Here is a 25,562-nt window from a genome sequence, read left to right as displayed (position 1 = left end):
GTGGGCGACCGTGCGCCGCCTCTTGTGAAGGCGGAAAACGGCCGTGTCTCTTTGGCGCATGGTAGCACCGCGCCGGAGGGCGCGGCACCTTGCGTTGCAGCAAAAAGCGCGCCCGCGAGAGGCGTGCTTTCCCGTATGGACACGCTTCGCGTGTACACTGCGTTGCAAACAGGTTTACGCAACAAACGGGCAGATGCGGACCGTGCGCCATATCTTCAGGGATTGCGCCCCGGTGCAACCCGCCCCATCCGAGGCCGACCGGCCTCCAGGACCCAACATGACTATTTCCTCCCGCCAGGGCACTGCGACCCTGGCTGTGCTGATCGACGCCGACAACGCGGCGCCCGCCATCGTCGAAGGCCTGCTGGCCGAAGTCGCCAAGTACGGCGTAGCCGCCGTCAAGCGGATCTATGGCGACTGGACCAAGCCCAACCTCGCCGGCTGGAAGGAGCGCCTTTTGTCGCACTCCATCCAGCCGATCCAGCAGTTCCGCTACACGGTCGGCAAGAACGCCACCGACAGCGCGATGATCATCGACGCGATGGACCTGCTGTACACGGGCCGCTTCGATGGCTTCTGCATTGTCTCCAGCGACAGCGATTTCACCCGCCTGGCCTCGCGGATCCGCGAGCAGGGCTTGACCGTGTACGGCTTTGGCGAACGCAAGACGCCCAAGCCCTTCGTCACGGCCTGCGACAAGTTCATCTTTGCCGACGTGCTGCGCAGTGACGCCGACGCCGACACCGATACGGAAGCCGACGGCGCCGCCGCGCCCGCGCGCAAGCGCAACAGCGGCGAGCTGCGCCAGGATTCGCGCCTGGTGCGCCTGCTGCAAAGCGCCTCGCAGGCGGTCTCGGACGAAGAAGGCTGGGCCACGCTCGGCGGCATGGGCAACCATATCGCCAAGCAGGCACCGGAGTTCGACTCGCGCAACTACGGCTACGGCAAGCTCTCCGAGCTGGTTGCTGCCACCGGCCTGTTCGAAGTCGAGACCCGCAACGGCAACAACAACAAGACGCTGTGGGTGCGCCTGAAGCGCCGTTCGAAGTCCGGTGAAGCCGAGCCCCGTCAGGGCGACGACCGCCAGGCTGAGAGCCGTCAGCCCGAGAATCGTCAAGGCGAGAGCCGTCAGCCCGAGAATCGCCAAGGCGAGAACCGTCAGGGCGAGAGCCGCCAAGGCGAGAACCGTCAAGGCGAGAACCGTCAAGGCGAGAACCGTCAAGGCGAGAACCGTCAGGCTGAGATCCGTCAGGGCGAGATTCCCCAGGCTGAAAGCCCTCAGGGTGAGAACCGCGAGAACCGCGAGAACCGTGACAACCGCGAGCGGCGTGAGAATCGCCGCAACAAGCGGCGTGGCGGCGATCGCCAGCCTTTCCCTCAGCAGCAGGGCTCGCGGCCGGAGCGTGCGCAGCAGTCCGCACTGCCTGTCCAGCCCGCACCGGTGCCCGAATTTGCCCCCCGGCTCCCGTTAGCGAAACCGCCCCGTCGTTCGTGGTGGATCCGATGGACGTGCTGGAGCGCGTGGAGCAGGCCTCCAATGGCGTGGAGTCGTTCGACGAGCAAGACGACAGCGATGCCGGCGACAACGGCGAATCGAATGGCCGCCGCCGCAAGCCGCCCAAGCCCGAGGTCACGCTGAGCGAGATCCCGTGGCCGATCGACAGCTCGATCTTCGTGGCGCCGTCCTCTACCGTGGTGGCGCCGGTGGTCGAAGCCGTCGAGGTCGTCGAGGTGGCTCCGGTCGAGGAAGCCGTTGAGATTGCCGAGGTCGTCGAAGTCGCTCCGGTAGTGGAAGCCATCGAAGCGATCGAAGCCGTCGAAGCCGTCGAAGTTGCCGAGCCGGTCGAGCCCGCGGTTGAGGTAAAGGCCAAGGCCCCGGCCCGCGCCAAGAAGACCGCTGCGCCCGCCAAGAAGGCAGCCGCTCCGGCCAAGAAGGCTGAAGCACCCGCCAAGAAAGCGGAAGCACCGGCAAAGAAGACCGCTGTAGCTGCCAAGAAGGCTGCCGTGCCGGCCAAGAAAGCCGCCGCTCCCGCCAAAAAGGCTGCGCCCGCTGCCAAGAAGGCAGCCGCGGCACCGGCCAAGCGCGCTCCGAAGAAGACGGCGAAGGCGGTTGAATAAGCCACACTCGTCAGAATGCAAAACGGCGCCGCAAGGCGCCGTTTTGCATTTCAGCGGCTTGCGCCGCCGGGCCTTATGACTAACGCACCAGCTGGTTGATCTCGATAATCGGCATCAGCACCGCCAGCACGATCAGCAGCACCACCACGCCCATGCTGAGGATCAGCAGCGGCTCGAGCAGGCTGGTGAGGAACAGCGTGCGGCGCTCCAGTTCCGCGCCTTCGCCCTGCGCCGCGCGTTCCAGCATGATCGGCAGGTTGCCGGTGGCTTCGCCGGAGCGGATCAGGTGCACGAGAACGGACGGGAACTGGTTCTGCGCCGCCAGCGCACGCGCCAGCGACGCGCCTTCGCGCACCCGCGTGGTGGCGTCATCCACATTGGCCTTGAGCGCCTCGTTGGTCAGCGTCTCCCCGGCTGCCTGCAGGCTGCGCAGGATGGGCACGCCGGCGGAAACCAGGATGGCGAGCGTGCTGGCGAAGCGCGCGGTGTTGTACCCGCGGATCAGCTTGCCCACCAGTGGCGCGGTCAGTAGCCAGCGGTGCCACTCCAGGCGCACACCGGGCTGGCGCAGCAGGCTGCGTATCCCCAGGCTCACGGCCACGATGAAAGCCAGCGCCGCCCACCACCAGTTGCGCACGAAATCCGACAGCGCCAGCATGATGATGGTCAGCGTCGGCAGCTTCTGCTTGGTGTTGGCGAAGACGCTCACTACCTGCGGCACCACATACGACAGCAGGAAGATCACGATGGCGAAGGCCACCACCGTGACGATGGCGGGGTAGGTGAAGGCCAGCCGGATCTTGGCGGTGAGCGAGTTGCGCGTCTCGATATAGTCCGCCAGCTTCTCCAGCACCAGCCCGAGGTGTCCGGAGTGCTCCCCAGCGGAAACCAGTGCGCGGTAGATATCCGGAAAATCGCGCGGATGATGCAACAGCGCCACCGAGAGCGAGCTGCCCCCGACCACGTCCGCGCGGATGCCGGCCAGCAGTTCATGCACATAGCTGCGCTCGGCCTGGTCGGCCAGCGCCGCCAGCGCTTCGTCCAGCGGCAGGCCGGCCACGATCAGGCTGGCGAGCTGGCGCGTGAACAGCGCTTGCTCTTGCGTGGAGAGCCGGCGCACGAAGGCAGCGGTGCTGCTCTTCTGCACACCACCTACGCCCGCAAGAGGATCCACATTGAGCGGCGTCAGGCCGCGCGAGCGCAACTGGGCGCGGGCCTGCTTGGGGCTGTCGGCTTCGATGACGCCGCGCTCGGTCTTGCCGGCGGCGTCGACGGACTCGTAACGATAGGCTGGCATGTCTCTCGGCTCGCCCTTAGTCGCGCGTGACGCGCAAGACTTCTTCCAGCGCTGTCGCGCCCGAGTCGATCCAGCGCTGCGCATCGCGGCGCATGGTGTGCATGCCGCGCTCCAGGGCCACCTTCTTGATCTCGGATTCGGCCGACTGGCGATGGATCATGGTGCGGATCTCGTCGTCCACGCTGAGCAGTTCGTACACGCCCATGCGCCCCTGGTAGCCGGAGTGTCCGCATTTGTCGCAACCTACCGCATGCCACACGCGCTGCAGCGGCTTGCCTTGGGCCAGCAGCACGTCGGCTTCGTCGGGTGTGACTTCGATCACTTCCTCGCGCTTGCAGTGCTGGCACAGCCGGCGTACCAGCCGCTGCGCCAGCACGCCAAGCAGCGACGACGACAGCAGGAAGGGCTCGATGCCCATGTCGACCAGCCGCGTCACCGCCGAGGCGGAATCGTTGGTGTGCAGCGTGGCCAGCACCAGGTGGCCGGTGAGCGAGGCCTGCACCGCGATCTGCGCGGTTTCCAGGTCGCGGATTTCGCCGATCATCACCACATCCGGATCCTGGCGCAGGATGGCCCGCAGCGCCTTGCCGAAGGTCATGTCGATGCGCGGGTTGACCTGGGTCTGGCCGATGCCGTCGAGGTCATACTCGATCGGGTCTTCCACCGTCATGATGTTGGTGGTGCGCGAATCGAGCCGCGAGAGCGCGGCATACAGCGTGGTGGTCTTGCCCGAGCCGGTCGGCCCGGTCACCAGCACGATGCCGTGCGGCTGGCGGATCAGGTGATCGAAGCCGCCCAGCGTGCCCGGCGCCATGCCGAGCTTGGCCAGGTCCAGGCGGCCGGCTTCCTTGTCGAGCAGACGCAGCACCGCGCGCTCGCCGTGGCCGGTGGGCAGGGTGGAGACGCGCACGTCCACGGGACGCCCGCCCACGCGCAGCGTGATGCGGCCGTCCTGCGGCAGGCGTTTTTCCGCGATATCGAGCTGCGCCATGATCTTGATGCGCGAGATCAGCGCGCCGTGCAGCGCCTTCTTGGGGCGCACCACATCGCGCAGCGTGCCGTCCACGCGAAAACGCACCACCGAGGACGACTCGAATGGCTCGATATGGATATCGGAGGCGCCTTCGCGCGCGGCCTGCGTGAGCAGCGCGTTGATCATGCGGATGATGGGGGCGTCGTCCTCGGACTCCAGCAGGTCTTCCACGGCGGGAATGTCCTGCATCAGGCGCGACAGGTCGACTTCGCCTTCCACCTCGCCAACCACCTGCGCCGCGCTGCCGCTGTCCTGGCGGTTGTAGGCCTCGGACATGGCGAGCTCCAGCGCCTCGGGTTCCAGCACGCGCAGGCGCAGCGGCCCGTGCACGCGCGCCACTTCGGCCAGCGCCGCCGGCGAGGTGGCGCGGCTGACCCATACCTCCAGGCCATCGGTGCGCTGGTGCGCGATCAGCAGGCGGGCCTCGCGCGCGAAGCCGTACGTGACGAGACGCGCGGCGATGGTCGACGGCGGCTCCAGCGGTTCGTCGGACACTGCGGCGGGGGCGATGCTTGTGGCCATGGCGTGTCTCAGTTCACCGGGCGCACGGCGTCCACCGTGGCGTTGCCGAGATTGACGCCCGGCGGCAGCGGGGTGCCGTTGGCCGACGGCGCTTGCGCCTGGGGCTGCCTTTGCTGTTGTTGTTGCTGCGATTGCGGCAGCGTCTGCTCCAGCGGCAGCGGGCCCGGCACCGGCCCGCGCGAGCGCGGATCGACGAACGGTGCCATGGGCGCGTCCGTCGGCGGCAGGACCGGCGTGTTGCCGTCGCGCACCATGATGTTGGGCGAGGCGAAACCTTGCTGCAGGCCGCGGATGTAGTCGTAGCGGTCCTGCGTCAGGCGGTCGGTCGCGCCAGCGGTGCGCATCACGTACGGACGCAGGAACACCAGCAGGTTGGTCTTGCCGCGGTTCTTGTTCTCGTAGCGGAACAGCCCGCCGATCCATGGCAGGTCGCCCAGGCCCGGCACCTTCTGCACGCCGTCGCCGTAGGTGTCTTCGATCAGGCCGCCCAGCACGATAATCTGGCCATCGTCCACCAGCACATTGGTTTCGATTGAGCGCACATTGGTGGTCGGGCCCTGGGTGAGGGCGGCGGTGCCCTGCACCACGGACGACGATTCCTGGTAGATCTGCATCTTCACCAGGCCGCCATCGGTGATCTGCGGCTTGACCCGCAGCGTGATGCCGACGTCCCTGCGGTCGAAGGTCTGGAACGGCGTGACCGAGGCGGCGCCGCCGGTCTGCGCATAGGAGCCGGTGGTGACCGGGATGTTCTGCCCGATCAGGATCTTGGCTTCCTCGTTCTCCAGCGTGATCAGGTTTGGCGTGGACAGCAGGTTGACGCTGCCGTCGCTGCCCAGCGCATGCAGCAGCGCGCCCAGCCCCATCGCGCGGTTGACGATGCCGAGGTTCAGGCCGGCCAGATCGGGCACCAGGCTCGAGACGCTCGGAATGGCCGCCACGCCGTTCGCGTTGATCGCGGCGGCGGCACCCGTCAGGTTGATGATGTTCTGGCCGCCCGTGCCGAAGTTGGTGCCGGCAAAGACGTTGGTGTTGCTGTTGCGCGAGTTGAGCAGGCCCTGCCACTGGATGCCCAGCTGGCCGGTCTGGGTGGAAGACACCTCCACAATCATCGACTCGATATAGACTTGCGCGCGGCGCGTGTCGAGGTCTTCGATCACCGCGCGCAGGTTGCGGTAGACCGGCTCGCTGGCCGTGATGATCAGCGAGTTGGTGGCCGGGTCGGCCTGGATGATGCCGCCGGTGGTCGGCAACGTGTTGGCGGCGAACGAGTTCGCGAAGGCCGAGCCGCCGGTGCCGGATCCCGAGCCGCTGCGCGAGCTGCCGGTGCTGCCGCCCGTGTACTGGCCGGTGTTGGGCGTCGAGGTGTTGAGCAGGCCGGTGCCGCTGGCAATGCCCCCGCGCCGGTTGCGCCTGGCGTGCCGGCCTGGCTGGTGTTGAAGGAGCTGTCGGCCGCGACGATGGCGCGCAGCGTCTGCGCCAGTTTGGTGGCTTCAGCGTTCTTCAGCGGCACCACCCAGATATTGCCGGGGCGCGCATAGGGCTGGTCGAGCTTCTCGATCAACTGGCGCGCCTGCTGCAGCCGTGCCCGGCTGGAGGCGCGGATCATCAGCGAATTGCTGCGCGGCTCCGCCACCACCGAGGTGCGCAGGCTGGCGTCCGCGCCGGCCACGGCCCCGCCGGCGGCGCCGGCGGAACCCGGGTCCAGCAGCTTTTGCAGCACCAGCGCGGTATCGCTGGCGATGGCATTCTTGAGCGGCACGAGCTCGACCTCGCCGGAGGCGGGCGCGTCGATGGCGGCGATGATGCGGCCCAGGCGCTGCAGGTTCTCGGCGTAGTCGGTAATGACCAGCGTGTTGTTGGCCGGGTAGGCGGTGATGGTGTTGTTCGGCGCGATCATCGGGCGCAGCACCGGCACCAGGTTGTTGGCCGACTCATAGTTGAGGCGGAACACCTGCGTCACCACCTGGTCGCCGCGGGATCTGCCGCTGCCGATCACGATGGGCGAGCCCTGCAGCTTGGCGTCGGCTTCCGGCACCACCTTGGTGAAGCCGTTGCTCTCGACCATCGCATAGCCCTGCATGCGCAGCACCGACCCCAGCGTTTCCAGCGCCTGCGCGCGCGATACGGGCTGCTCGGTCACCAGGTTCACCGAGCCCTTCACGCGCGGGTCGATGACGAAGTTCTTGCCGGTCGCCTGCCCCACCGCCTTCACCACCGATTCCAGGTCGGCATTGACGAAGCTTGAGCACGACCTGGTCGCGGTTGCGCGGGGTCAGGTCGGGCGGCTGCCCCGGCTGGGCCGCCGGCTGGCTCGGTTGCTGGGCCCACAGCGGCGCGGGTGCCAGCAGGGAGAGGCCGCATAGCAGCGCGGTGGCGCGGGCGCAGCGGGTCTTGAGCGAAGGTCGAAGGGCTTGGGTTTTCATATTCGGTTCCGGGCTGCGGGCGTCGGCGCGAAGGTTTCGCACCGCCGCCGGGGTCAGAAGCGCAGCCGTGTCACATTGTCCTCACGTCGTCCCAGCAGGCTCAACAGGCCTACCAATTGCGTAGCGGCGTCGGGGTCGGCATCGGCCGTACCCTCGAAACGCGCCTGGCGGCCCAGCGTGCCGTTGCCCTGCAGGTGCAGCGGCCCGGCGAGGGTGGTCAGTTGCAGCTTGCCGTCGGCGCCGGACCAGTCGATCTCCGCGCGGTAGCTGCCAAGCGGGCGCACCCTGCTGACGGCCGATGATACTTGGTCAAGCCGCACGGTCAGGTGGCCGGTCATGCCACCTGCGCCGCCCGGCTCGCCGGCGCGGGCAAAGAAGCGCCCTTGCAGCCCGGACCAGTCGATGCGCATCAGTCCGTCGGGGCGCAGGGTATTGAAGGGGGCGCCGACGCCTTCGAGCAACGCCGCGGGCATGCGGATGGCGCCGGCCTGGGCAGTCCAGCCAAACGGCGTCACCACCACGGCGACCGGGCCGCTCATGGCCTCGGTGTGGCTGACCACCATGCGCAGCGTGCCGGTCAGCAACGGCCAGAATGCCACCGACCATTGCAGCCGCCCGGGCAGCACGGTGGCGGTCTCGCTGCCGGCGCCGGCCGACAGGGCCAGGGTGGCGCTGCCGTTCCACAGCGAGCCATCGGCATCGGCCAGCAACACGCGGCGCTGGCTCTGGCTGGCAATGCTATCGGCAATCCATGCCGCGGGAAATGCCGCCAGCACGGTCAGCGCCACGGTGACGCAGCCAAGTGCAAGCCAGCCCGCGCGTTGCCAGCCACGAGGGCTGGCAACGCGGCGGCGGGCGAGCCTCAGGGCTTCCAGGCGCGCCATCAGCCGCGCCCGCCCGGATTCGCCGCGGGGCCTTGCAGGGTGGCGGTGACGTTCACCATGGCCGTGGCGCCCACGTAGACGATGCGGGTATCGATGACCTTGAGGCGCTGCTGCTGGCGCACGTCCTGCAGCCAGCTGGCCACAGAGCCGAACGGCACCTTGTCGAGCTGCACCTGCACGCTATTGTCGCCGGTGCCGTTGAGCCGGGTGGCCTTGAGGCCGTGCTGGGCCAGGCTTTCCTGCAAGGCCTGGTTGAGCGCCTCGCCGCGCAGCGACGGGGCCGGGCTGGCCGCCAGGCCGCGCGCTTCCTGCGCCAGCGTTTCCATCTCCGCGGAGTCGCTGCGCAGCTGCGGCAGGCTGCGCTGCAGCTTGGCGCGGCCGTCGGCGGCGGGTTCCCACAGGACGGTGTAGCCGATCACCAGCGCCAGCACGGCGCTGCCGCCGGCCAGGATGGCCTGCTCACGCGGGTTGCGCGCCGACCAGAATGCATCGAAGCGTTCCTGCCAGCGCTGCGGCACGCGCGGGCGCAGGCGCGCGAGCCGGTCCGCGACGCGCGCGCGGCCAGCCGGGCTGCGCTGGGTGGCGCGGGGGCCGGGCTTGGGTGCGGTGTCTTTCATCGGGTTCACTTGGCGGTCCGCGCTCACAGGCTGGGCTTGATCGACCAGCGCGTGCCGGCCGGTGCGTTGGCGCGCGAGGCGTCGGGCGGGCTGTTGTCGGCTTCCATGGCCAGCCCGGACTGGCGCGCCGCGCTGCGTAGCGCGTTGGTGTCGGTGCCAGGCTTGAGCGTGGCGAACAAGGTGTGCCCGTGGTACTCGAGCGCCAGCAGCGCGTCCGGCGCGAGCTGGCGCGCGGCCTGGCCGAAGCGGTCGGCCAGCGGCAGGAAATCGTCAGGCGTGCTGCGGCCGCTCGCCAGGCGCAGCTGCTCGACCTGGCGGCGCATCTGCAGCGGCGGATCGATCACCACGGGGATTTGCGGAAAGGCGCTGCGCAACGTCTGTTCCTGAGCGGCCGCGAGGCGCTGCGCTTCCTGGCGCAGCAGCAGCCAATGGACGTTCATGCCGATCAGCTGGACCACCGCCAGGCCGGCGGCCAGCGCCAGCGGCAGGCGCCAGGCCTTGAGGTTCCAACGGTCGGCGCGGCCCTGGGCGAATTCGAACTGGGCCAGGTCGAGCGCGGGCTCGCGCAGGCTGGCCTGCGCCCCTTCGATCCATGCCCGCCAGTCGAGCGGGTGCGCGCCAGACGGCGCCACCTGCGCGAGGGCATCCGGTGAGGCGTACCAGTCACCGGCGAGGGCGAGCCCCTGCCAGGCGGCGAGCGCCTCGGAGCCGAGCAGCAGGCCGTAGCCGGCGTACTCACTGCTGCGCACGGTCAGTTGCCAGTAGCGCGAAAGCTCGGCTGGCGCGGGTACGCCCTCCGTTTCAAACAGGGGCGATGCGCTGGTCAGCGAGGCGGCTTCGAGCGCCAGCGCGGCCATGGGCGTCGTGGCCGCGGGGGCTGCCGGCGCGGTCGGCGCTGGCATCGGCGCCGGCATCAGTGGGCTGCGCCACGGGCGGCAGGGGCAGGCACAACTGCGCTGGCAACACGTGGCGCCGGCGGTGGCGATGCTCGGCAAAGGCGTCCAGCACAGCACGCAGCCAGGCGCGGTCCGTCACCATCAGCAAGCGCCGGCGCGAGCCGCTGGCCGCCTTGCCCGGCAGTGCGTCGAGGGCCGGGCCCACGGCGATATGGCAAGGCTGGGCATCTGTGGCGAGCACCTCCTCGACCAGATTCGGCAGCGCCAGCTTGAGCCGCGCCGGCGCAAGTGGTGGCACCGTGGCTCCCGTCAGCAGCACATCGCTGGCCGCCATGATCAGGACCAGGCGCTCGGCGGGAGGCAGTTCGGAGATGGAGGCGTGGCCTTCGCGCAACAGCTGCCCGGCCGCCTGGGGGCCTTGCCGGCGACTACGGTCGGCGACGGCCGTGCGGACCAGGGCAAACGGCAGGGCGCCGAAGTGCCAGGGTTGCGGCTGGTCGTGCGGCCGATGCGGCAGGCGGACGTACAGGGTGGTGCTCAAGATTTCCTTGCTACAGCGCCAACAATGGCGTCAATGAACGATAGCGGGGGCATGTGACCCATGCAGCGGACTGCGCCGCTGCATGGTTGACGCCGGCTGCGGTACTGCTGGCGGCACAGGACGGGCGGGCGCCAGGGTCCATGGACTACCGCTTCCGCCGGGCCGGAGCATACCTTGCCTGTGTGACGAATTGGCGTCAATACGTATCTGTCTGATGCTGCTGGTCAAACGCCCGGGAAGCGCGCGCTGGCCGTTTGCGGCCACCTCACGCTAACCCTTTTCGCCCGGCGCGATCCGACAGCATGATCCCAAAATCCGCCAGCCATGACGGCCAGACGGGCGAGGGGTTGCACGATCAGCGCTGCTCCGGCATCCGGTCGATATCGCGCACCCAGACCACCCGGGTGGTATTGGCGTTGCCCAGCACTTCGCCGCGGTAGACCAGCGAGACCTGCATGCGGCTGGCGCGCTCGTGGCGGATCAGCCCGTAGATCAGGAAATAGTGGGTGCGTACGTCGAGCGTGCTGGTGGCGGTGTTGGGGTCGGCCTGCGGCGCCAGCGTGCGCAATTGCGTCTGCAGGTCGCCGATGTTGTTGAAGTAGGCGCGGTCGCGCTGGCGCACCACTTCGCGGGCGCGGTCCAGCGGCAGCTTGTCGATCACGGCGGCCAGCACTTCGGCCTCGGCGGTATTGGCGTTGACCAGCGTGCGCTCGGGCAGCACGTCGACGAAGGGTGCCAGCGTGGCCACGATCTCCGGCGTGTAGCCCGGAATGGCGAGCAGGTCGTTGACGTCGTCGGGCGCGCGCAGCCCGCGCTGGCTGTCGCTGCTGGCGCCATTGCTGGCGCCGGCGGCGCTTACCAGGTAGCGCGCGGTCGGCTCGGCCAGCGAGGCGTTCAGGCCCAGCGTCTGCAACAGGCGGCGATAGATCGCCAGGCTGGGGGCATCGATGGTGGCGACCCGGCCTTGCGTTTCGCTGGCCGTCCACAGGACGAGGTTGGAGAGGTTGAAGCGGGCCTGGGCGTCGAGGATGCGGCCCGAGAGGAAGGAAGTCTCGCCTTCCTGGTCGGTGCGCAGGCCGGCGCCGAGGAAGTCCGACAGGCGGGTTTCCGCGATCGGCACCGCCCAGGGCTCACCCAGCTGGTCCACGCTGGTGCGGCGCTGGTCGTCGCGCAGGATCAAGCGGGCCCAGTCGACGGCCGCGCGCTCGATCCAGCTGGCCTGGGCCAGCAGGCGCTGGTTCTCGATGGAGCGGATCTGCACTTGCTGGCGCCACAGCATGCCGGATACCACCACGACCGCCAGCGTGACCACCAGCAGGGCCGTGACCACGGCGGCGCCGCGCTGGCTGCGGCCCGCCAGCACAAGGGGAGCGGGGCGTTTGCTCATAGGCCGGTCATGCAGATCTTCTGGAAGCGCCGCGGCGTGTCGCCATCGCCCATGCGCGCCGTAAGGTTGAGCTCGATCGCGCGCACCGCCGTGGTGGCCACGCCCAGGCTGGCGCTCACGCCGGAGGCGGCCACCGCGCTGGCGCTGGCATTGCCGCTGAGCAGCGCGGCGGCGATGCGGCCGTTCTCGGCCTGCCAGCCGCCGGGCTCCACCCAGACGCGCGCCGACAGGCTGTCGGCGTCGCCCACCAGCGGCCGAGCCAGGTTGCCGCCGCCGCCCGCCTGGCGCAGCGTGATCATCGCGGCTTGCACCGCGCTGCGGTTGTCTGCCGGCGGGCTGGCCGCACGCACCACGGTGTTGCCGTCGAGGCGGTAGACGACGACCTGCCACTGGCTGGGGCGGCCCTCGTCGCGGCGGTCGCGCACCATCAGCAACTGGCCATTGCCGAGCTCGACCGGGCTGCCCTGCAGCAGGGTCGGGCTGGTCAGGTGCTCGCAGTCGGACTGGAACTGGCCGTATAGCAGCTTGAGCGTATTGAGGCGGTTGTCGTGGTCGGTCAGGCGCTCACGGCCGCGCGTCATCGCGTCCAGGCCGCGCCAGGCGATCACTGCGATCACCGCCAGCAAGGTGATGGCCACCAGCATTTCCAGCAGCGTGAAGCCGCGCATGGCCACGGCCGGGCGTGGCCGCCCAAGGCACTTAAAGCAGGTTGCGCGTTTCATTGGGAACGATGGTGACTAGCCAGGCCAGGCGCACGGATTTGTCGGCGCCGGAGGGGTAGACCGCGATCTCGACGCGGCGGAAAGAGGGGTTGGGCGTACCCGAGATGGTTTCCTCGCAGTACAGCTCCACGCCGCCCTGCGGGCAGGCGTAGCCGCGCGTGCCGGGCTCGGGCCAGGTCTTGGACAGGCGCAAGGTGGCGAGGTGGTTCTCGGCGCTCCACTCGGCCAGCATGCGGGTCTGCAAGGCCGAGCCAGCCTCGATCATCGATCCCATCGCGCGCATGGCGGCGGTCAGCGCCACGGCCAGGATGGTCAGGGCGACCAGCACCTCGATCAGGGTGAAACCGCGCGCCGGCGAGCGCCAGGGAGTGCGGGCAGACGGGGAAAATCTGGGGAGGCGCTTCATGGCGTGCTGGCGAAGTAGCGGCCGGCGCCGTCGCTGGCCACGTCGACGCGGATGCCGCCGCGCACCAGCACCACATGCTGGGGGCCTTCGATCAGCTCGCGCCCGAACTCCAGGCGCGCGCCGCCGTTGCCGCGCCCGCCTTCGGTAACGGCCACGCCGTCGAGCTGCAGGCGCCATTTGGTCGGCGCGAACACATCCCCGGCGAGCGGGGCCCAGCCGGCCGGCGTGGCTTGCAGGAAACGCCAGCCGACCGTATCGGCCTCCCAGGCGATCGGCCGGGCGCGCAGCTGGGCTTCTTCCTGCGCGAGCTCGAACAGGCGCGCAATGCGCTGGCCGTCGTCGAGCACGCGGCCGCGCTCATTGGGCGCGGCATTGACGGCTACCAGCGAGATCACGATGCCGGCGATCACCATCACCACCAGCAGTTCGAGCAAGGTGAAGCCGCGGCCGCGATGGCCGCGGATTCGCCGTTCCTGTGGCCAGGTGCTCATGGCTGCGCGCCCGGCCCGGATCATGGCGGTGGTTCCTTATTCCCAGTTGCCGATATCGGCGTCGTTGCCGCTGCCGCCGGCCTGGCCGTCAGCGCCGAAGCTGAACACGTCGATCTCGCCGCGCACGCCCGGGTTCAGGTACTGGTACGGATGGCCCCAGGGATCCTTGGGCAGCTTTTCCAGGTAGCCGCCGCCCTTCCAGTTGTTGGGCACCGGCTCGGTGGTGGGCTTGGCCACCAGTGCGGCCAGGCCTTGCTCGGTGGTGGGGTAGCGGCTGTTGTCCAGGCGGTACAGCTTGAGCGCCTGCATGATCGAGGAGATGTCCTGGCGCGCGGCGACGATACGCGCTTCGTCGGGGCGGCTCATGATCTTGGGGACCACCAGCGCGGCCAGCACGCCGAGGATCACGATCACGACCATGATTTCGATCAGGGTAAAGCCGCGCGAGCGGCGGCGGCCCAGGCGGGAGGTGGAGTCGGGGAGGGTGGCAACGTTCCTGCGCATCATGGTTAGCCTTATGGAATATCTGGCGGAGCGCCTGCTTGCATCCGCGTGGCGGCGATCCAGTTGGTCAAACAGTATAACCGCCACTTCATGACGGCTTTGTGAGCGAGTGCTTGCATGTTCGACCGCGGCAAAACGCCGGGGAAGGCGCGGAACGCACCGTTGCGCCTCGGCGTGCCGATGCGTCGCGGGCCCGGCGGAGGCAGACAGCTGTCATGCGGCTCTGGTAGGCTTGGTGCTTTGACGCCCACCAGCCCACTTCCGTGCAACTCTCCTTGCGGCCCGCTTTTCGCTTCAACCCCTCCAGCCTCTGGCTGCCGCGACTGGCCGGGCTCGTGCTGTTCGTCGCGCTGTGCGCCCTGGCTACCCGCTGGGTGCTGACCTTCAGCGCGATGCGGACCATTGCCGTGCCGCACGCGGCCCGCGTGGCGCAGACCGAGGCGGTGGAGACCGGCGCGGCCGGCACGCTGTTCGGCGGCAACGCGCAGTCCGGCGTGCGCGACGTGCAGTTGATCGGGGTGGTCGCGGATATCGGCAGCGGTGCCGGTGCGGCCATTGTCTCGCTGGATGGCGGCCCGCCCAAGGCCGTGCGCGCGGGCACCGCGCTGTCGTCGCAGATCCGGCTGACGGAAGTCCGCGACCGCGGGATCGTGATCGAGCGCAACGGCGTGCGCCAGGAAATTGCGCTACCTGTCCCGGCGATCGTCACGCGCGGCCCTGCGGCGGCCGCGCAACCGGCTTTGCCGGCAGGCGCGGCGGCGCCGCTATCCACGCCGATGCCGGTGCCCGCCACGCCCATCCCCGCACCGCCGCCGCAGTCCTTGCCGCAACAGCAGTCCCAGCCATTGCCGGGGCAGCCTGGCGGCAACGAGCCTATCTCTGCCAAAGACTGACTTGTAACTGCGCTGCGCCATCTTATTTACCGTTACTTTCAGCGGCTTACGCCGGCAGCGCCTAACTGTGAGCCGCGTAACAACGTATTAGGTGGACCAACTTTCCAGCCTGGCGTGCGCTCTAATCCTTACCAGTCCACCGAGACGAAAAAGGAGTAAAGACATGCAAGGCAATCTCAAGGCACGTTCGATCCGGAATTTCATGGCCGCTTCGGCGGTGTTCCTGGCGATGGGCGGCGCAGCCTTCGCCCAGACCGCCGCGCCCGCAGCCCCTGCCGCGCCGGCCCCCGGGCCTCAGGCGGGCATGCGCCACCATATGGAGCATGGCGGCGGCATGTGGTTCAAATCGATCGATACCGACGGCGATGGCACGATCTCCAAAGCGGAGGCCGACGCGCTGTTCAACAAGATCGACACCAATCATGACGGCAAGCTCGACAAGAACGAACTCGCTGCCTATCGCAAGACAATGATGGAGCAGCGCCGCGCCGAGATGCAGGCCGAGCTCGAAGCCCGCTTCAAGGCGGCCGACAAGAACGGCGACGGCGCGCTCACCAAGGCAGAGGTGCAAGCCGGGATGCCTCACCTGGCCAAGCACTTCGACCAGCTCGACACCAACCACGACGGCAAGCTGACGCTGGACGAGATCCGCGCCGGCATGCAGAAGATGCACGAGCAGCGGATGCAGCGGATGCCCCGCAATAACCAGCCTAACCCGGCTGCGCCGTCGAGCGGCGGTGGCTGATCGCGGTGACTGATTGAGGCAGGATCCACGGCGCGCCGCGCCGTGGGCAGATTGAAAAAGCGCGACCGTTGCCGGCCGCGCTTTTTTGCTCCGTGGCTGGCCGCACTGGCCGGTGTTGGCACCATCCTTGCCTTCCGAACGCTCGACCCGCCGGATCTGCGGATAGACCACGCCCCTGAGGGCCTGAATGTCCGGGGCGAGCGGGTCGCTCCTGCCATGGAAGTCTCGGACGCCCTGTTACGCCCTGTTCCTGTGCACGGCCGTACGCCGTGGCGACAGCTTGCACCCGTAAGGCGATTGCGCTGGGCGAAAAGTCGTTGCAGGATACGGGTCGCCACAAAAAATTGCGTACTTGTGCACGGTTTGCTAAATTTGCGCAAAAAAATTGCCGACAAACATATTGCGGAGCAACAATATCGTGAGCAAGGTGGAGCTGGACAAGATCGACAGGAAGATCCTGGAGGTGCTGCAGACCAACGGGAGGTTGACCAACCTGGAAGTGGCCGAGCGCGTGAACCTGTCGCCCAGCCCGTGCCTGCGGCGCATCCGCCGGCTGGAGGAGGTTGGCGTGATTCGCCAGTACGCGGCGCTGCTGGAGCCCGGCCGGATCGGGCTGGGGCTGCTCGCCTATATCAACGTACGGCTCGAGAAGCACGGCGGCGCGCCCAAAGGCAAGGCGCCGCTGGACTTGTTCCGTGCTGCCATCGAGATCTGGCCGGAAGTGGCCGCCTGCCACGCCATGACCGGCGAGATGGACCTGCTGCTCAAGGTCTACGTGGAAGACATGGAGCATTTCGCGCGCTTCATGAAGGACCACTTGCTGGCCCATCCCGCGGTCATCGACGTGCGCTCGAGCTTCGCGCTCGAATGCATCAAGGACACCACGGCCTTGCCGGTGCCGGGGGCTGAGGGTTGCGCGGCAACGGCACCAAAGAAAATGGCGCGCCGGGCGGGCGCGCCATGGGTACGATGCCGGCAGGCTTCGCTTAGACGGTGCGCTTTTGCGGCACCATCGAGCGCCAGAAGCGCAGGCCGAAACGGCGCGCATCGCGAAGGTTGCGGCGCACCATGTAGTCGAGATCGGCAACCTGTTCGTCGAGCGCCTCGGTCAGGCGGCTGACGGTATCGGCAGGCGGCAGCTCAAGGTAGGCATCGGCCTCGCCGTACGCATACTGCACCTTCATGCCGGCCTTCTTGGCAATGTGCATCATGGCGGCGTTGCGCGACAGGCAGTGCATGTACAGGGTGCGCACATTGCTGTTGCGGCCGTGCATGGCCGCACGCTCGAACAGCGAGCTGCCAATGCCGCGGCCACGCGCGCTCTGCGACACGGAGACACCGAACTCGGCAACGCGGCCCTGCGTGTTGTCGCGCAGGTTGGCAAAGTGGCCCACGCCGATCAGTTCCAGGTGCTCGTCATACACGCCGAACACGGTGTCGTGGTCGAAATCGATGCTATCGACGTAGGCTTCGACCACATGGTCGCCAACCGACTGGCCAAAACGGAGCAGGCGATCCTCCTCGCCCAGGGCGAGGAAATGCTTCAGCAGGCGCGAGCGATGATGCGCAGCCAGCTCGCGCACCAGGGTGGTGGGGCGCTGCGAGGCTTGCGCGGCTGCGGCTGCACGGCGGAGATCTTCGTCGGATACGGCCCCGACGGCCTTGCTCAGTTCGAGCGGATTCACTTTGTTTTCCTTGCGACGTAATCAGGTATAAAAATAGCACTCAGCGGGTGTTCGTCCATGCACTTTCGACAATTTGATCGGGATACAAGGGCAAACACTATCTTGCTGCAACGCGAAAAGTATTGTAGTGGATTTGTCAGTCTCACGTAAGGTGAGGGCCCCGCCAACCTTGTTCGATTTTGTAAATTCAAAATAAATCTATTTAAATCAATGGGTTGTGTTGCGTGGTACGGGCGTTTTCCGTTCGTCGGTGTGGGTTTGCTGCAACGCCGCATCTCCGCTTTCCCCGGGTCAGGTCACTGGATTGGCCCTGCCTTGGCACTAGGCAGCCCAGGCAATCCACGCCATCCAGTGATTTAAACACCCCTTTCTGGCCTCGTGGCCACTGTTGCGCAAGCCGTTTTTTCAGGAATTTTCGTGGACCCCAAGGCCGAGCCCCCGATTCTCGTTATCTATGCCCATCCCAGGCCGCATCTGTCGCGTGTCAATCGTCCGCTGGCGGCGGCACTGGAAAGCCTGCCAGGCGTGACCGTGCACGATCTCTACTCCAGCTATACCGACTACGACATCGACGTGGTCGCTGAGCAGCGCGCGCTCGCGCGGGCCGGCACGCTGGTGCTGCAGTTCCCGGTGCAGTGGTACAGCATGCCGGCGCTGCTCAAGCTGTGGGTGGACGATGTGCTGGAGAGTGGCTGGGCTTACGGCCCCGGCGGCACGGCGCTGCGTGGCAAGTCCATGCTGGTGGTGGCCAGCACCGGTGGGCACGCCGACTCTTACGGGCCCGACGGCACGCATGGCCACAGCATCGAGGAATACATGCTGCCGCTGGAGCAGACCGCCGTGCTGTGCGGCATGAGCTGGCTGTCGCCGCTGGTGCTGCATGATGCCAACCAGGCTGACGCCCAAGCGCTGGCCGACCATATCGGCCGGGTCACCGGCGTGCTGGGCGGCACTGCCGACGTTGCCCGTGGCGTTGTCTCCAACGCCGCCGCAAGCTGAGGAGCGCGCCATGGAACAACACGATTTCCTGGTGGCCCTGGTGGTCTTCCTGGTTGCCGCGGTGGTGGCGGTGCCGGTGGCGCGCCGCTTTGGCCTGGGCGCGGTGCTCGGCTACCTGCTGGCCGGCGTGGCGATCGGCCCGTGGGCCCTGCGGCTGGTGACCAACGTCGAATCCATCCTGCATTTCTCCGAGTTTGGCGTGGTGCTGATGATGTTCGTGATCGGCCTGGAGTTGGAGCCCAAGAAGCTGTGGGAACTGCGCCGTGTCATCTTTGGCTACGGCGGCGCCCAGATGGCGGCCTGCGCGATCCTGCTCGGCGGCGTTGCTGCGCTGGTCGGGGCATCGTGGCAGGTAGCGCTGGTGGCGGGCCTGGGCCTGGCGCTGTCGTCCACCGCGATCGCGCTGGCCACGCTGACCGAGCGCAATCTCTTCGGCACGCCGGCGGGCGCCGCCAGCTTCGGCATCCTGCTGTTCCAGGACATCGCCGCGATCCCGATGATCGCGCTGTTGCCGCTGCTGGCTGCCGGCGGCGCCGACGCCGACGCCACCGGCGCGGCGGGCTGGCTCGGGGCGGCAAAGGCGGTCGGGGTGATCGGCGCCGTGGTGGTAGGCGGGCGCTATCTGGTCCGCCCCGCGCTGCGCTTTATCGCGCGCACCGACATGCGCGAGATGTTCACCGCCTTCGCGCTGCTGCTCGTGGTGGGCATCGCGCTGATGATGGACGCGGTGGGGTTGTCGATGGCGCTGGGCACCTTCCTGGCCGGCGTGCTGTTGGCGGACTCGGAGTACCGTCACGCGCTGGAGGCCGACCTTGAGCCCTTCAAGGGTCTGCTGCTGGGCTTGTTCTTCATGGCGGTAGGCATGTCGATCGACTTCGGCGTGCTGATGCAGGCGCCGGTGCAGGTGGCGGCCCTGGTGGTTGGCTTCGTGCTGCTCAAGACCGTGGTGCTGGCCCTGCTGGCGCCGCGCTTTGGCATCGCGCGCGGCCAATGGCTGCTGTTTGCGCTGCTGATTTCACAGGGCGGCGAGTTCGCCTTCGTGGTGTTTGGCGTGGCGGGCGGCGCCGGCTTGCTGCCGGCGCGCACCGAGGCGCTGCTGGTGCTGGTGGTGGCGCTGTCGATGGTGGCCACGCCGCTGCTCCTGCTGGTCTTCGACCGGCTGGTGGCGCCCCGGCTGGCCCGCCTGGCGCGGCGCCCGGACGACGTGATCGCGCCGCAGGACAACCCCGTGCTGATCGCCGGCTTTGGCCGCTTTGGCCAGATCATCGGCCGCCTGCTCTATGCGCAAGGGATCGGCGTGACCGTGCTGGACCACGATCCCGACCAGATCGAGTTCCTGCGCCAGTACGATTTCAAGGTGTTCTACGGGGACGCCACCCGCATGGACCTGCTCGAATCCGCCGGCGCGGAGCGGGCCCGCATCCTGGTGGTGGCGATCGATGGCATGGAGGACAGCCTCGCGCTGATCGACAGCGTGCGAGCGCGCTTCCCGCACTTGCAGATCTACGCGCGGGCACGCCACGTGTCGCACGTCTACCAGCTCAAGGACCGTGGCGTGCACCTGTTCGAGCGCGAAGTGTTCGAGGGCTCGCTGTTGCTGGGCCGTCGCGTGCTCGAAGGGCTGGGCTACGATCCCGTGCAGGCACGCTCGGTCGCGCTGCGCTTTCGCCGGCACAACATCGCGGCGATCGAGCGCTTCTACCCGCATTACACGGACCAGAAGAAGCTGGTCTCGCTGGCGCGCCAGGCGCGCGACGAACTGGAGGAAATGTTCCGCCAGGACCGCGATCAACGCCGCCAGCGGGAAGAGGAGGACTGGTCCTGAGGTGCCGCGCCGGCGCTGCAAGAGCGCCGGCATGGGCAATGAATATGCTTTATTCGGCGCCGCGCAGCCGCACCGCGGGTTCTGCGCGGGCACCCGGCAACCCGCCCGCCAACAGGTCGATCACCATCTCGGCAAACTCCGCATACGACAGCTTGCCGCCCGGCTTGAGCCAGGTGAAGGTCCAGTTGATCATGCCGAACACCGTCATCGTCAGCGCGGCCTGGTTGTCGCGGGTGACGCGCTCGGGATAGGCCCGGCGCAACTGGCGGGAGAAGGCGGCCACCACGTCGCGCTCGCGCTTGAGGATCTGGTCGCGCTGCTCCTCGGCGAGGAACTTGACGTCGTTGATCAGGGCTACGTGCCGGGTCTGCGAGGTCTCGTACTCGGCCAGGAAGGCCCGGATCAGGTTGGAGAAGCTGTCCAGCTCGCTGCGTCCCTGGCGTTCCGCCTCCGCCTCGACCTCGGTCACGATCAGCATCAGCCGGCGCGTGTAGCGGTCGAGCAGGTCGAACAGGATCGCTTCCTTGCTCTCGTAATAGTGGTACAGCCGGGCCTTGGAGGTGCCGCAGGCGGCGGCCAGGTCGGCCATCGAGGTGCTGGGGTAGCTGCTGGCGGCAAAGGCGGCGGCAGCCAGGTCCAGGATCTGCTCGCGCTGCGCCTCGAAATCGGGTGCCTTGGTACGGGCCATGGAGACCTTCGCCTTTTTCTTTTTACTCGCCGCCGGCGGACAGGTTGCGGCGCAGCTCGCAGGTCTGCAGGGATTCGGCATTGCCGCGCAGCACCAGCTGGCCGGCGCCAATCAGCTCGCGGCAGCGCCAGAACACAAACCAGTCGCTGGCCAGCAGGCCTTCGATGGCGCCCATTACGCCGCCCACCACTTGCGCGGCCGGCGCCCATTCCAGCGGGGCGCGCTCCAGGATCACTTCATCGACCGTGTGGTAAGCCGCGGGCACCAGCGTATTGCCCTTCCACAGGCGGACGTCGGCGTTTTCCTTGACGTTCTGCTGCCACTCATAGCCCAGGCGGCCCAGGCGCAGCACCGAGACCGGGGCGATGGTGGAGAAGCGCCGCGCCAGGCGGGCCGCGGGATACATGCCAATGGCGGCCAGGTTGCCGCGCGCGGGCGCTTCCAGCTCGCGCAGGTCCATGGCCACTTCATTGATGCGCTGGGGTGACTGATAGAGGTGGAACACCACCCGGCGCAGCATCAGCTGGTCGGAAGCGCTCTGGCCATGCCAGATGGCGACTTCCAGCTCGTCCTTGCGCAGGCCTTGCAGCTGGTCGAGCGCCTGGTGCATTTCGGCGGCGAAGTCGATGTCGCTGTGGGGCGCTACGCGCTGCCAGAAACCGGAGCGGATGAGCCCACTGCTGTCGACGTCAGCCAGCGGCCCGACGGCGAGGTCGTCGCGAAGCACGACGACCGGGTCGGGCCTGGCGGCCTGGGCGAGGGCTTGCCGTAGCGTGTTGCCCGCTACGTCGCCGTTGACGACATGGATGTATTGCATGGCCGTGATTGTATATGGATGCGACGTGACTAAGGCACGAAACGCGGCGGCTGAGTCGCAACGCTCGGTGCGCTGGCGATCCTTCGTCCCCGGGAAGCGGCGTCTGGCATACCCAACGGAAATAGTCGGTGCCTTTGCGGTCTATATAGGTAGACCGTCCGCCATCTTGGGACGATGGCGCCGGAGCGCTGCCGTGCGTCGGACTTGATCCTGCACAAGGCGCCACGCCGCGTAAACGTCCACCATGGCGTATCGCCGCAACGCCTATTCAAAGGAGGCAATCATGCCGTGCGCTCGCTTAGAGCGGGCCCGCGTCAAGGGTTTTCGGCGCTGGCTCGCACGCGTCAGACGTCTGGCGCCATTGGCGCTAGTCGCGCTGGTGGCGATCCAGTCACCACTCGCCGTCGCCAATGAACTCAGCATGGTCCGGCAAGCATTCTTGCAACAGGTGCAGCGCCACCTCAACCTCCCGGCGCCAGTCGCCATGCGGTATGCCGGCTTGCTGGCGTCCGCGCTACAGGCGGACGGGCGGGAGGCCGACGCAGGCGACTGGGCTGTGCTGGTCGACCGCAACCCGCGCGTCCAGGCCGCCATGCTGTTCGCGCGGCCTGCCGACGACGCACCCTGGCAGTGGGTGGGTGCCGCGCCCGTCTCGACAGGCAAGCCAGGCACTTTCGATCATTTCATTACCCCGATCGGCGTATTCAGCCACAGCGTGGACAACATGGATTTCCGCGCCGAGGGTACCTACAACGAGAACGGCATCCGGGGCTACGGCGTCAGCGGGATGCGCATCTATGACTTCGGCTGGGTCGATGCCCAGCGCGGCTGGGGCAAGGGCGGGGAGAGCCAGATGCGCTTGCAGATGCATGCCACCGATCCGGACCGGCTCGAATCTCGGCTGGGCCACCCGGCCTCCAAGGGATGCGTGCGGATCCCCGCGACCCTGAATCGCCTCCTTGACCACTATGGGCTGCTGGACGCCGACTACCTGGCGGCTGCGCAGCGCGGTGACTCGCTTTGGGTCCTGGCCCCGGGCCGCGCGCCGGTAGCCCGGCCCGGACGCTATCTCGTGATCGTGGACTCGGGCGCGCGAGGCCCGCACGGAACGTCCGCGTCGCGCGGTGGCGGGTAGTATCGAATTCGGCGGAATGCGATGTCGCTTCCGTCACTATCCGTTGTTCTTCTGGAGAAAATGGCAATGACGCATGCGGCTTATAAGAAGATCCGTGATCCGGCAGGCCAGCGTGCCGGTGCCGCTGGTGCGAGGCCAGGCGGCGCAAGGCTGAGGCTTCAGCCTGCGAAGCGAATGTGCCCGCTGCGTAACAGGATTTCGCGCGCCTGGGTGAGCTCGAACAGGCCTTGGGCGATGTGTTCGATGCGCTGCCGGTGGCTGGTAAACGCCCGCACCAGGTCTTCCTCGCGTGGGGAGCGGGCACCGAAATGGGTCTCGAGTGCCTCGGCCGTGATCGAATACAGGGTGGGTTGCCCGTTGACAGTCGCGGGGCAGGAGAGGGTCAGGCTAGCCGCACAGTAGGTGGGAACGCTGCGGGGAAAGGAAATTTCGGGCATGGCGTGCCTCACACCGGTCACTGAGGGATGGAACCATTCTAGGTGATGGTTCCGATCCGCGATGTACGCAGAGTGCGGGGCCTTGACCGTCATCAACCCGGATACGGCAAATGCGGGCGGTTGGGCTTGGGTAGACCGCCAGCCAGCCGGTGCACGGCGGCCACGGCTGCGTGGGCGGCGTTGATCTGGGCCGAGGCGAAGCCGGCTTGTTCAACCAGGAACCGGTCCAGCGGCGCGGCGGAATCGGGCAGGAAGGCGCTTGCGAGCGAAGTCACGCTTGCGCCGGGGTTTGCTGCCAGCTCGGACAGCTGTGCGGCGAGGCCCTGCAGCACTGCCTGCGTGGCCGGTTCCGCCTGGTTCTTGCCCGCTTCGGCCTCAAGCCCCGCGCGCACCAAGCCAGCCAGCGCTGCCATGCGCCGCAAGGCCAGGTGCAGCTGGGCGTACTCGCGGGCCAGCTCCGGAGCGAGCTCCGCCACGCCTTGCTGCAAGGTTTGATCCGCCCGGCTGGAGGTACGGCCGGCCGCCATGCGCAATGCTTCCAGCCGTGTTTGCGTCGGCGCGGGCGAGCGGGTGGGCGAGGTCGTGAATGCGCTGGCGCCGGCAAATGCTGCCCGCAGGTACGCCGTGTTTGACGCCAGGGCGTCGAGGCTATGGCGATACACCCTCGATAACTCGGCCCGCGGCGCCAGCACATAATAGCTGGCCAGGGCGATCAGGCAGCCTAGCGCCGTGTCGATGCCCCGCAGCGCGGCAAAGTGGCTGCTGTCCGCCGCCGGTGCCCCGACCCATGAGAACAGGATCACCGCTGGCGTCAGGCACATGGCGAAGGCACCCGGGCTGCCGGCGAGCCGACACGTATAGGCGGCCGCCAGGCAGGCCGCGCTGATCGCCAGCGCAAGCGGTGCCGGTGGGTGAGCCAGGCCGATGGCGCAGGCCAGCAGCGCGCCAGCCAGGGAACCCGCGAAGCGCAGGAACGAGATCCTTCGCGTGGTTTGCAACTGGGGGCTAAGCACCATGATGACGGTGACCGCCACCCAGTATCCGTGATCGACTTTCCAGAGCTGCGCCGGCATCAGGCTCAGGCTGCCGGCTAGCGCCAGCCGCACCGCATGGCGGGCCACGCGGGCGTCGCGGGCAGTGTGCTCCGCAACCACGGCGCGCCAGCGTTGCCATGTCCGGCGCAAGGCGCGCCGCGGCCAACGGTACTCGCGGCGCCAGTCGCCGAAGGCCGGATACCGGGCCAGTGCGCTGAGCGCAGCCTGGTACAACGGCGGCGCCCCCGCATTTGCCAGCGGTGCATGCAGGCGGCGCAGTTCGCCGGCCAGCGCCGCGCAGAGCGAAGGCAGGTCCGGCGCGTGATGCGCCAGTCCCTCGCAGACCTGCTCCCGAACATCGGTGACGCAACGCAGCAAATGGCGAAGTGGCAGGTGCTCGACGCTGCACGCGTCGCTAGCTTTGGAGCCCGCGTCATCGGCGCGGCTGCGCAGTTCGGCGGCAACGATCAGCAGGGCGAACATGGCATCGGCCAGGCTCACCACATAGGCATAGTGCATCAGCCCTAGCGGGTCCCGCAGGCTGCGCCGCATGTTGATCGCCAGATGCGCGGCCTCGATACGCTCGCGGATGTCGCGCTTGATGACCGTCGCATCGCCCACGGGCGCATCGGCCGCCAGATCCGAGGCAAAGCGCAGCAAGGCATCGAACACCGCCAGGATTTCCGCGCGCGGCCGCGTGTCGCGCGCAGACCGAATCAGGGCCACGCTGACGACGCAGGCGAAGAGCCCGCCAAGCAGGAACTCCTGGCTGCGGGCAAGCACGCGCACGGCTAACTCTCCATCCCCCGCTGGTTGCAGGCAGGAGGCGATCAACACCACATAGAGCAGCTTGGCCGAGAGGGCGGGCACGGGGCCGCGGGTCTCGGCCAGCCCGGCGGCCAGCCCGGCGACTAGCACCACGGCCACCGCCGTCCACGGCGTCACCGCCGCAGCCGTGCCCAGGGCACATGCGGCGGCGCCACCAATACCGACGGAGCCAAGTGCCGCCAGCCGTTCGGCGGCGGTGCCGCGGCGGTCGGCCAGGCAGGTCCAGATCGAAGCCGTTGCCGCCCACAGATAGCCGGCTTCCCCGGTGAGCCATCCCGTGCCGGCCAGGACCAGGAACGAGAAGGCGTAGACCAGGCCTCTTTGCAACATCGAGGCATCGGGGCGGGGCAGGCGCAGCGCGGAAATCATGTCGGCAAGATGGGTGGGCGCTGCGAGGCGGAGATCCGCCCTGCCAGGCGCAAGGGACAGACCGACTCTACGGGATTGAATGTTGCGTCGCAACATTTCGCGCGGAAATCCGCCTTTTACACCGGGGCGGTGCGGCCTGGCCTCCTCCTGGTGCAGCGGCTGAGCTTCCTTGGTGCGCTGGGCAAGATCGGCTGAGGGCTTTGCCATGAGCCGCCGCAGCAAGGGCAAACCGTGGTGACCGGCAAAACGCGGGCAAAAAAACC

General features: G+C 68.0%; 21 protein-coding genes and 3 pseudogenes. 8 read left to right on the top strand and 16 right to left on the bottom strand.

Going from position 1 to position 25,562, the window contains the following annotated elements:
* Window positions 1-277 precede the first annotated feature (277 nt).
* Window positions 278-1,639, top strand: a complete 1,362-nt coding sequence (locus OMK73_RS26535) for an NYN domain-containing protein (protein WP_267604611.1) — start codon at window positions 278-280, stop codon at window positions 1,637-1,639.
* Complete coding sequence (locus tag OMK73_RS26530) at window positions 1,543-2,118, top strand: hypothetical protein (protein WP_267604610.1); 576 nt, start codon at window positions 1,543-1,545, stop codon at window positions 2,116-2,118. The genes OMK73_RS26535 and OMK73_RS26530 overlap by 97 nt, the downstream gene beginning before the upstream one ends.
* A 79-nt stretch (window positions 2,119-2,197) precedes the next feature.
* Here the strand turns inward: OMK73_RS26530 and gspF are convergent, their stop codons facing one another.
* The 11 genes and pseudogenes from gspF to gspG form a co-directional block, all read right to left on the bottom strand.
* A complete protein-coding gene (gene gspF, locus OMK73_RS26525) occupies window positions 2,198-3,415 on the bottom strand; it encodes a type II secretion system inner membrane protein GspF (protein WP_267604608.1) in 1,218 nt (405 codons plus the stop codon).
* A gap of 16 nt (window positions 3,416-3,431) precedes the next feature.
* Entirely contained in the window at window positions 3,432-4,970 is a 1,539-nt protein-coding gene (gspE, locus tag OMK73_RS26520; RefSeq protein WP_267604607.1) for a type II secretion system ATPase GspE, read from the bottom strand.
* An 8-nt stretch (window positions 4,971-4,978) separates the two neighbouring features.
* A pseudogene (gene gspD, locus OMK73_RS26515) lies at window positions 4,979-7,396 on the bottom strand (type II secretion system secretin GspD).
* Window positions 7,397-7,449: 53 nt separating this feature from the next.
* Window positions 7,450-8,280 (bottom strand): type II secretion system protein N, encoded by an 831-nt coding sequence (locus tag OMK73_RS26510; RefSeq protein WP_267604605.1) that lies wholly within the window; start codon window positions 8,278-8,280, stop codon window positions 7,450-7,452.
* Window positions 8,280-8,897 carry a type II secretion system protein M gene (locus tag OMK73_RS26505; RefSeq protein WP_420715576.1) on the bottom strand — a complete coding sequence of 206 codons (618 nt, stop codon included), beginning with the start codon at window positions 8,895-8,897 and terminating at the stop codon, window positions 8,280-8,282. The genes OMK73_RS26510 and OMK73_RS26505 overlap by 1 nt, the downstream gene beginning before the upstream one ends.
* Window positions 8,898-8,920: 23 nt before the next feature.
* Window positions 8,921-10,334 (bottom strand): annotated as a pseudogene (gene gspL, locus OMK73_RS39385) (type II secretion system protein GspL).
* A 355-nt stretch (window positions 10,335-10,689) separates the two neighbouring features.
* Window positions 10,690-11,721: a type II secretion system minor pseudopilin GspK gene (gspK, locus tag OMK73_RS26490; RefSeq protein ID WP_267604598.1), complete on the bottom strand. Its 1,032-nt coding sequence runs from the start codon at window positions 11,719-11,721 to the stop codon at window positions 10,690-10,692.
* Window positions 11,718-12,443 (bottom strand): PulJ/GspJ family protein, encoded by a 726-nt coding sequence (locus OMK73_RS26485; protein WP_267604596.1) that lies wholly within the window; start codon window positions 12,441-12,443, stop codon window positions 11,718-11,720. The genes gspK and OMK73_RS26485 overlap by 4 nt, the downstream gene beginning before the upstream one ends.
* Window positions 12,421-12,849, bottom strand: coding sequence for a type II secretion system minor pseudopilin GspI (gene gspI / locus OMK73_RS26480; protein ID WP_267604595.1), 429 nt, complete (start codon window positions 12,847-12,849; stop codon window positions 12,421-12,423). The genes OMK73_RS26485 and gspI overlap by 23 nt, the downstream gene beginning before the upstream one ends.
* Window positions 12,846-13,340, bottom strand: a complete 495-nt coding sequence (locus tag OMK73_RS26475; protein ID WP_267604594.1) for a prepilin-type N-terminal cleavage/methylation domain-containing protein — start codon at window positions 13,338-13,340, stop codon at window positions 12,846-12,848. Before OMK73_RS26475 ends, gspI begins: the two co-directional genes overlap by 4 nt.
* Window positions 13,341-13,376: 36 nt before the next feature.
* The gene (gspG, locus tag OMK73_RS26470) at window positions 13,377-13,844 is read right to left on the bottom strand and encodes a type II secretion system major pseudopilin GspG (protein WP_267606519.1); all 468 of its coding nucleotides are present in this window, start codon (window positions 13,842-13,844) and stop codon (window positions 13,377-13,379) included.
* 263 nt (window positions 13,845-14,107) lie between these two features.
* Between gspG and OMK73_RS26465 the strand changes: the two genes are divergently transcribed.
* The 3 genes and pseudogenes from OMK73_RS26465 to OMK73_RS26455 all read left to right on the top strand — a co-directional run.
* Complete coding sequence (locus OMK73_RS26465) at window positions 14,108-14,737, top strand: general secretion pathway protein (RefSeq protein WP_267604593.1); 630 nt, start codon at window positions 14,108-14,110, stop codon at window positions 14,735-14,737.
* Between the two features lie 163 nt (window positions 14,738-14,900).
* Window positions 14,901-15,482, top strand: coding sequence for an EF-hand domain-containing protein (locus tag OMK73_RS26460; RefSeq protein ID WP_267604592.1), 582 nt, complete (start codon window positions 14,901-14,903; stop codon window positions 15,480-15,482).
* 418 nt (window positions 15,483-15,900) lie between these two features.
* A pseudogene (locus OMK73_RS26455) lies at window positions 15,901-16,389 on the top strand (Lrp/AsnC family transcriptional regulator); the annotation flags it as partial.
* A 79-nt stretch (window positions 16,390-16,468) separates the two neighbouring features.
* Here OMK73_RS26455 and OMK73_RS26450 read toward each other — a convergent pair.
* Window positions 16,469-17,167, bottom strand: coding sequence for a GNAT family N-acetyltransferase (locus OMK73_RS26450; protein WP_267604591.1), 699 nt, complete (start codon window positions 17,165-17,167; stop codon window positions 16,469-16,471).
* A 417-nt stretch (window positions 17,168-17,584) separates the two neighbouring features.
* On the opposite strand from OMK73_RS26450, the gene OMK73_RS26445 reads away from it, so the two are divergent.
* Together OMK73_RS26445 and kefC are read left to right on the top strand one after the other, a co-directional pair.
* Window positions 17,585-18,166 carry an NAD(P)H-dependent oxidoreductase gene (locus OMK73_RS26445; protein WP_267604590.1) on the top strand — a complete coding sequence of 194 codons (582 nt, stop codon included), beginning with the start codon at window positions 17,585-17,587 and terminating at the stop codon, window positions 18,164-18,166.
* 10 nt (window positions 18,167-18,176) lie between these two features.
* Window positions 18,177-19,991 carry a glutathione-regulated potassium-efflux system protein KefC gene (kefC, locus tag OMK73_RS26440; RefSeq protein ID WP_267604589.1) on the top strand — a complete coding sequence of 605 codons (1,815 nt, stop codon included), beginning with the start codon at window positions 18,177-18,179 and terminating at the stop codon, window positions 19,989-19,991.
* Window positions 19,992-20,040: 49 nt separating this feature from the next.
* Here kefC and OMK73_RS26435 read toward each other — a convergent pair whose 3' ends face one another.
* The gene (locus OMK73_RS26435; protein WP_267604588.1) at window positions 20,041-20,679 is read right to left on the bottom strand and encodes a TetR/AcrR family transcriptional regulator; all 639 of its coding nucleotides are present in this window, start codon (window positions 20,677-20,679) and stop codon (window positions 20,041-20,043) included.
* A gap of 22 nt (window positions 20,680-20,701) precedes the next feature.
* On the bottom strand, window positions 20,702-21,496 hold the full coding sequence (locus tag OMK73_RS26430) for a DUF1835 domain-containing protein (RefSeq protein ID WP_267604587.1): 795 nt from the start codon (window positions 21,494-21,496) through the stop codon (window positions 20,702-20,704).
* 283 nt (window positions 21,497-21,779) lie between these two features.
* Here OMK73_RS26430 and OMK73_RS26425 point away from each other — a divergent pair, with 283 nt between their 5' ends.
* Window positions 21,780-22,631, top strand: a complete 852-nt coding sequence (locus tag OMK73_RS26425; RefSeq protein WP_267604586.1) for a L,D-transpeptidase — start codon at window positions 21,780-21,782, stop codon at window positions 22,629-22,631.
* A 158-nt stretch (window positions 22,632-22,789) separates the two neighbouring features.
* Here OMK73_RS26425 and OMK73_RS26420 read toward each other — a convergent pair whose 3' ends face one another.
* Together OMK73_RS26420 and OMK73_RS26415 are read right to left on the bottom strand one after the other, a co-directional pair.
* Window positions 22,790-23,068 (bottom strand): DUF1488 domain-containing protein, encoded by a 279-nt coding sequence (locus OMK73_RS26420; RefSeq protein ID WP_267604585.1) that lies wholly within the window; start codon window positions 23,066-23,068, stop codon window positions 22,790-22,792.
* Between the two features lie 92 nt (window positions 23,069-23,160).
* Window positions 23,161-25,299 carry an FUSC family protein gene (locus OMK73_RS26415; RefSeq protein ID WP_267604584.1) on the bottom strand — a complete coding sequence of 713 codons (2,139 nt, stop codon included), beginning with the start codon at window positions 25,297-25,299 and terminating at the stop codon, window positions 23,161-23,163.
* Window positions 25,300-25,562 lie beyond the last annotated feature (263 nt).

The sequence above is a fragment of the Cupriavidus sp. D39 genome (genome assembly GCF_026627925.1).
Lineage (GTDB): Bacteria > Pseudomonadota > Gammaproteobacteria > Burkholderiales > Burkholderiaceae > Cupriavidus > Cupriavidus ulmosensis.
Note: the sequence above shows the minus strand (reverse complement) of the source record. Positions and strands in the feature narration are given on the sequence as shown.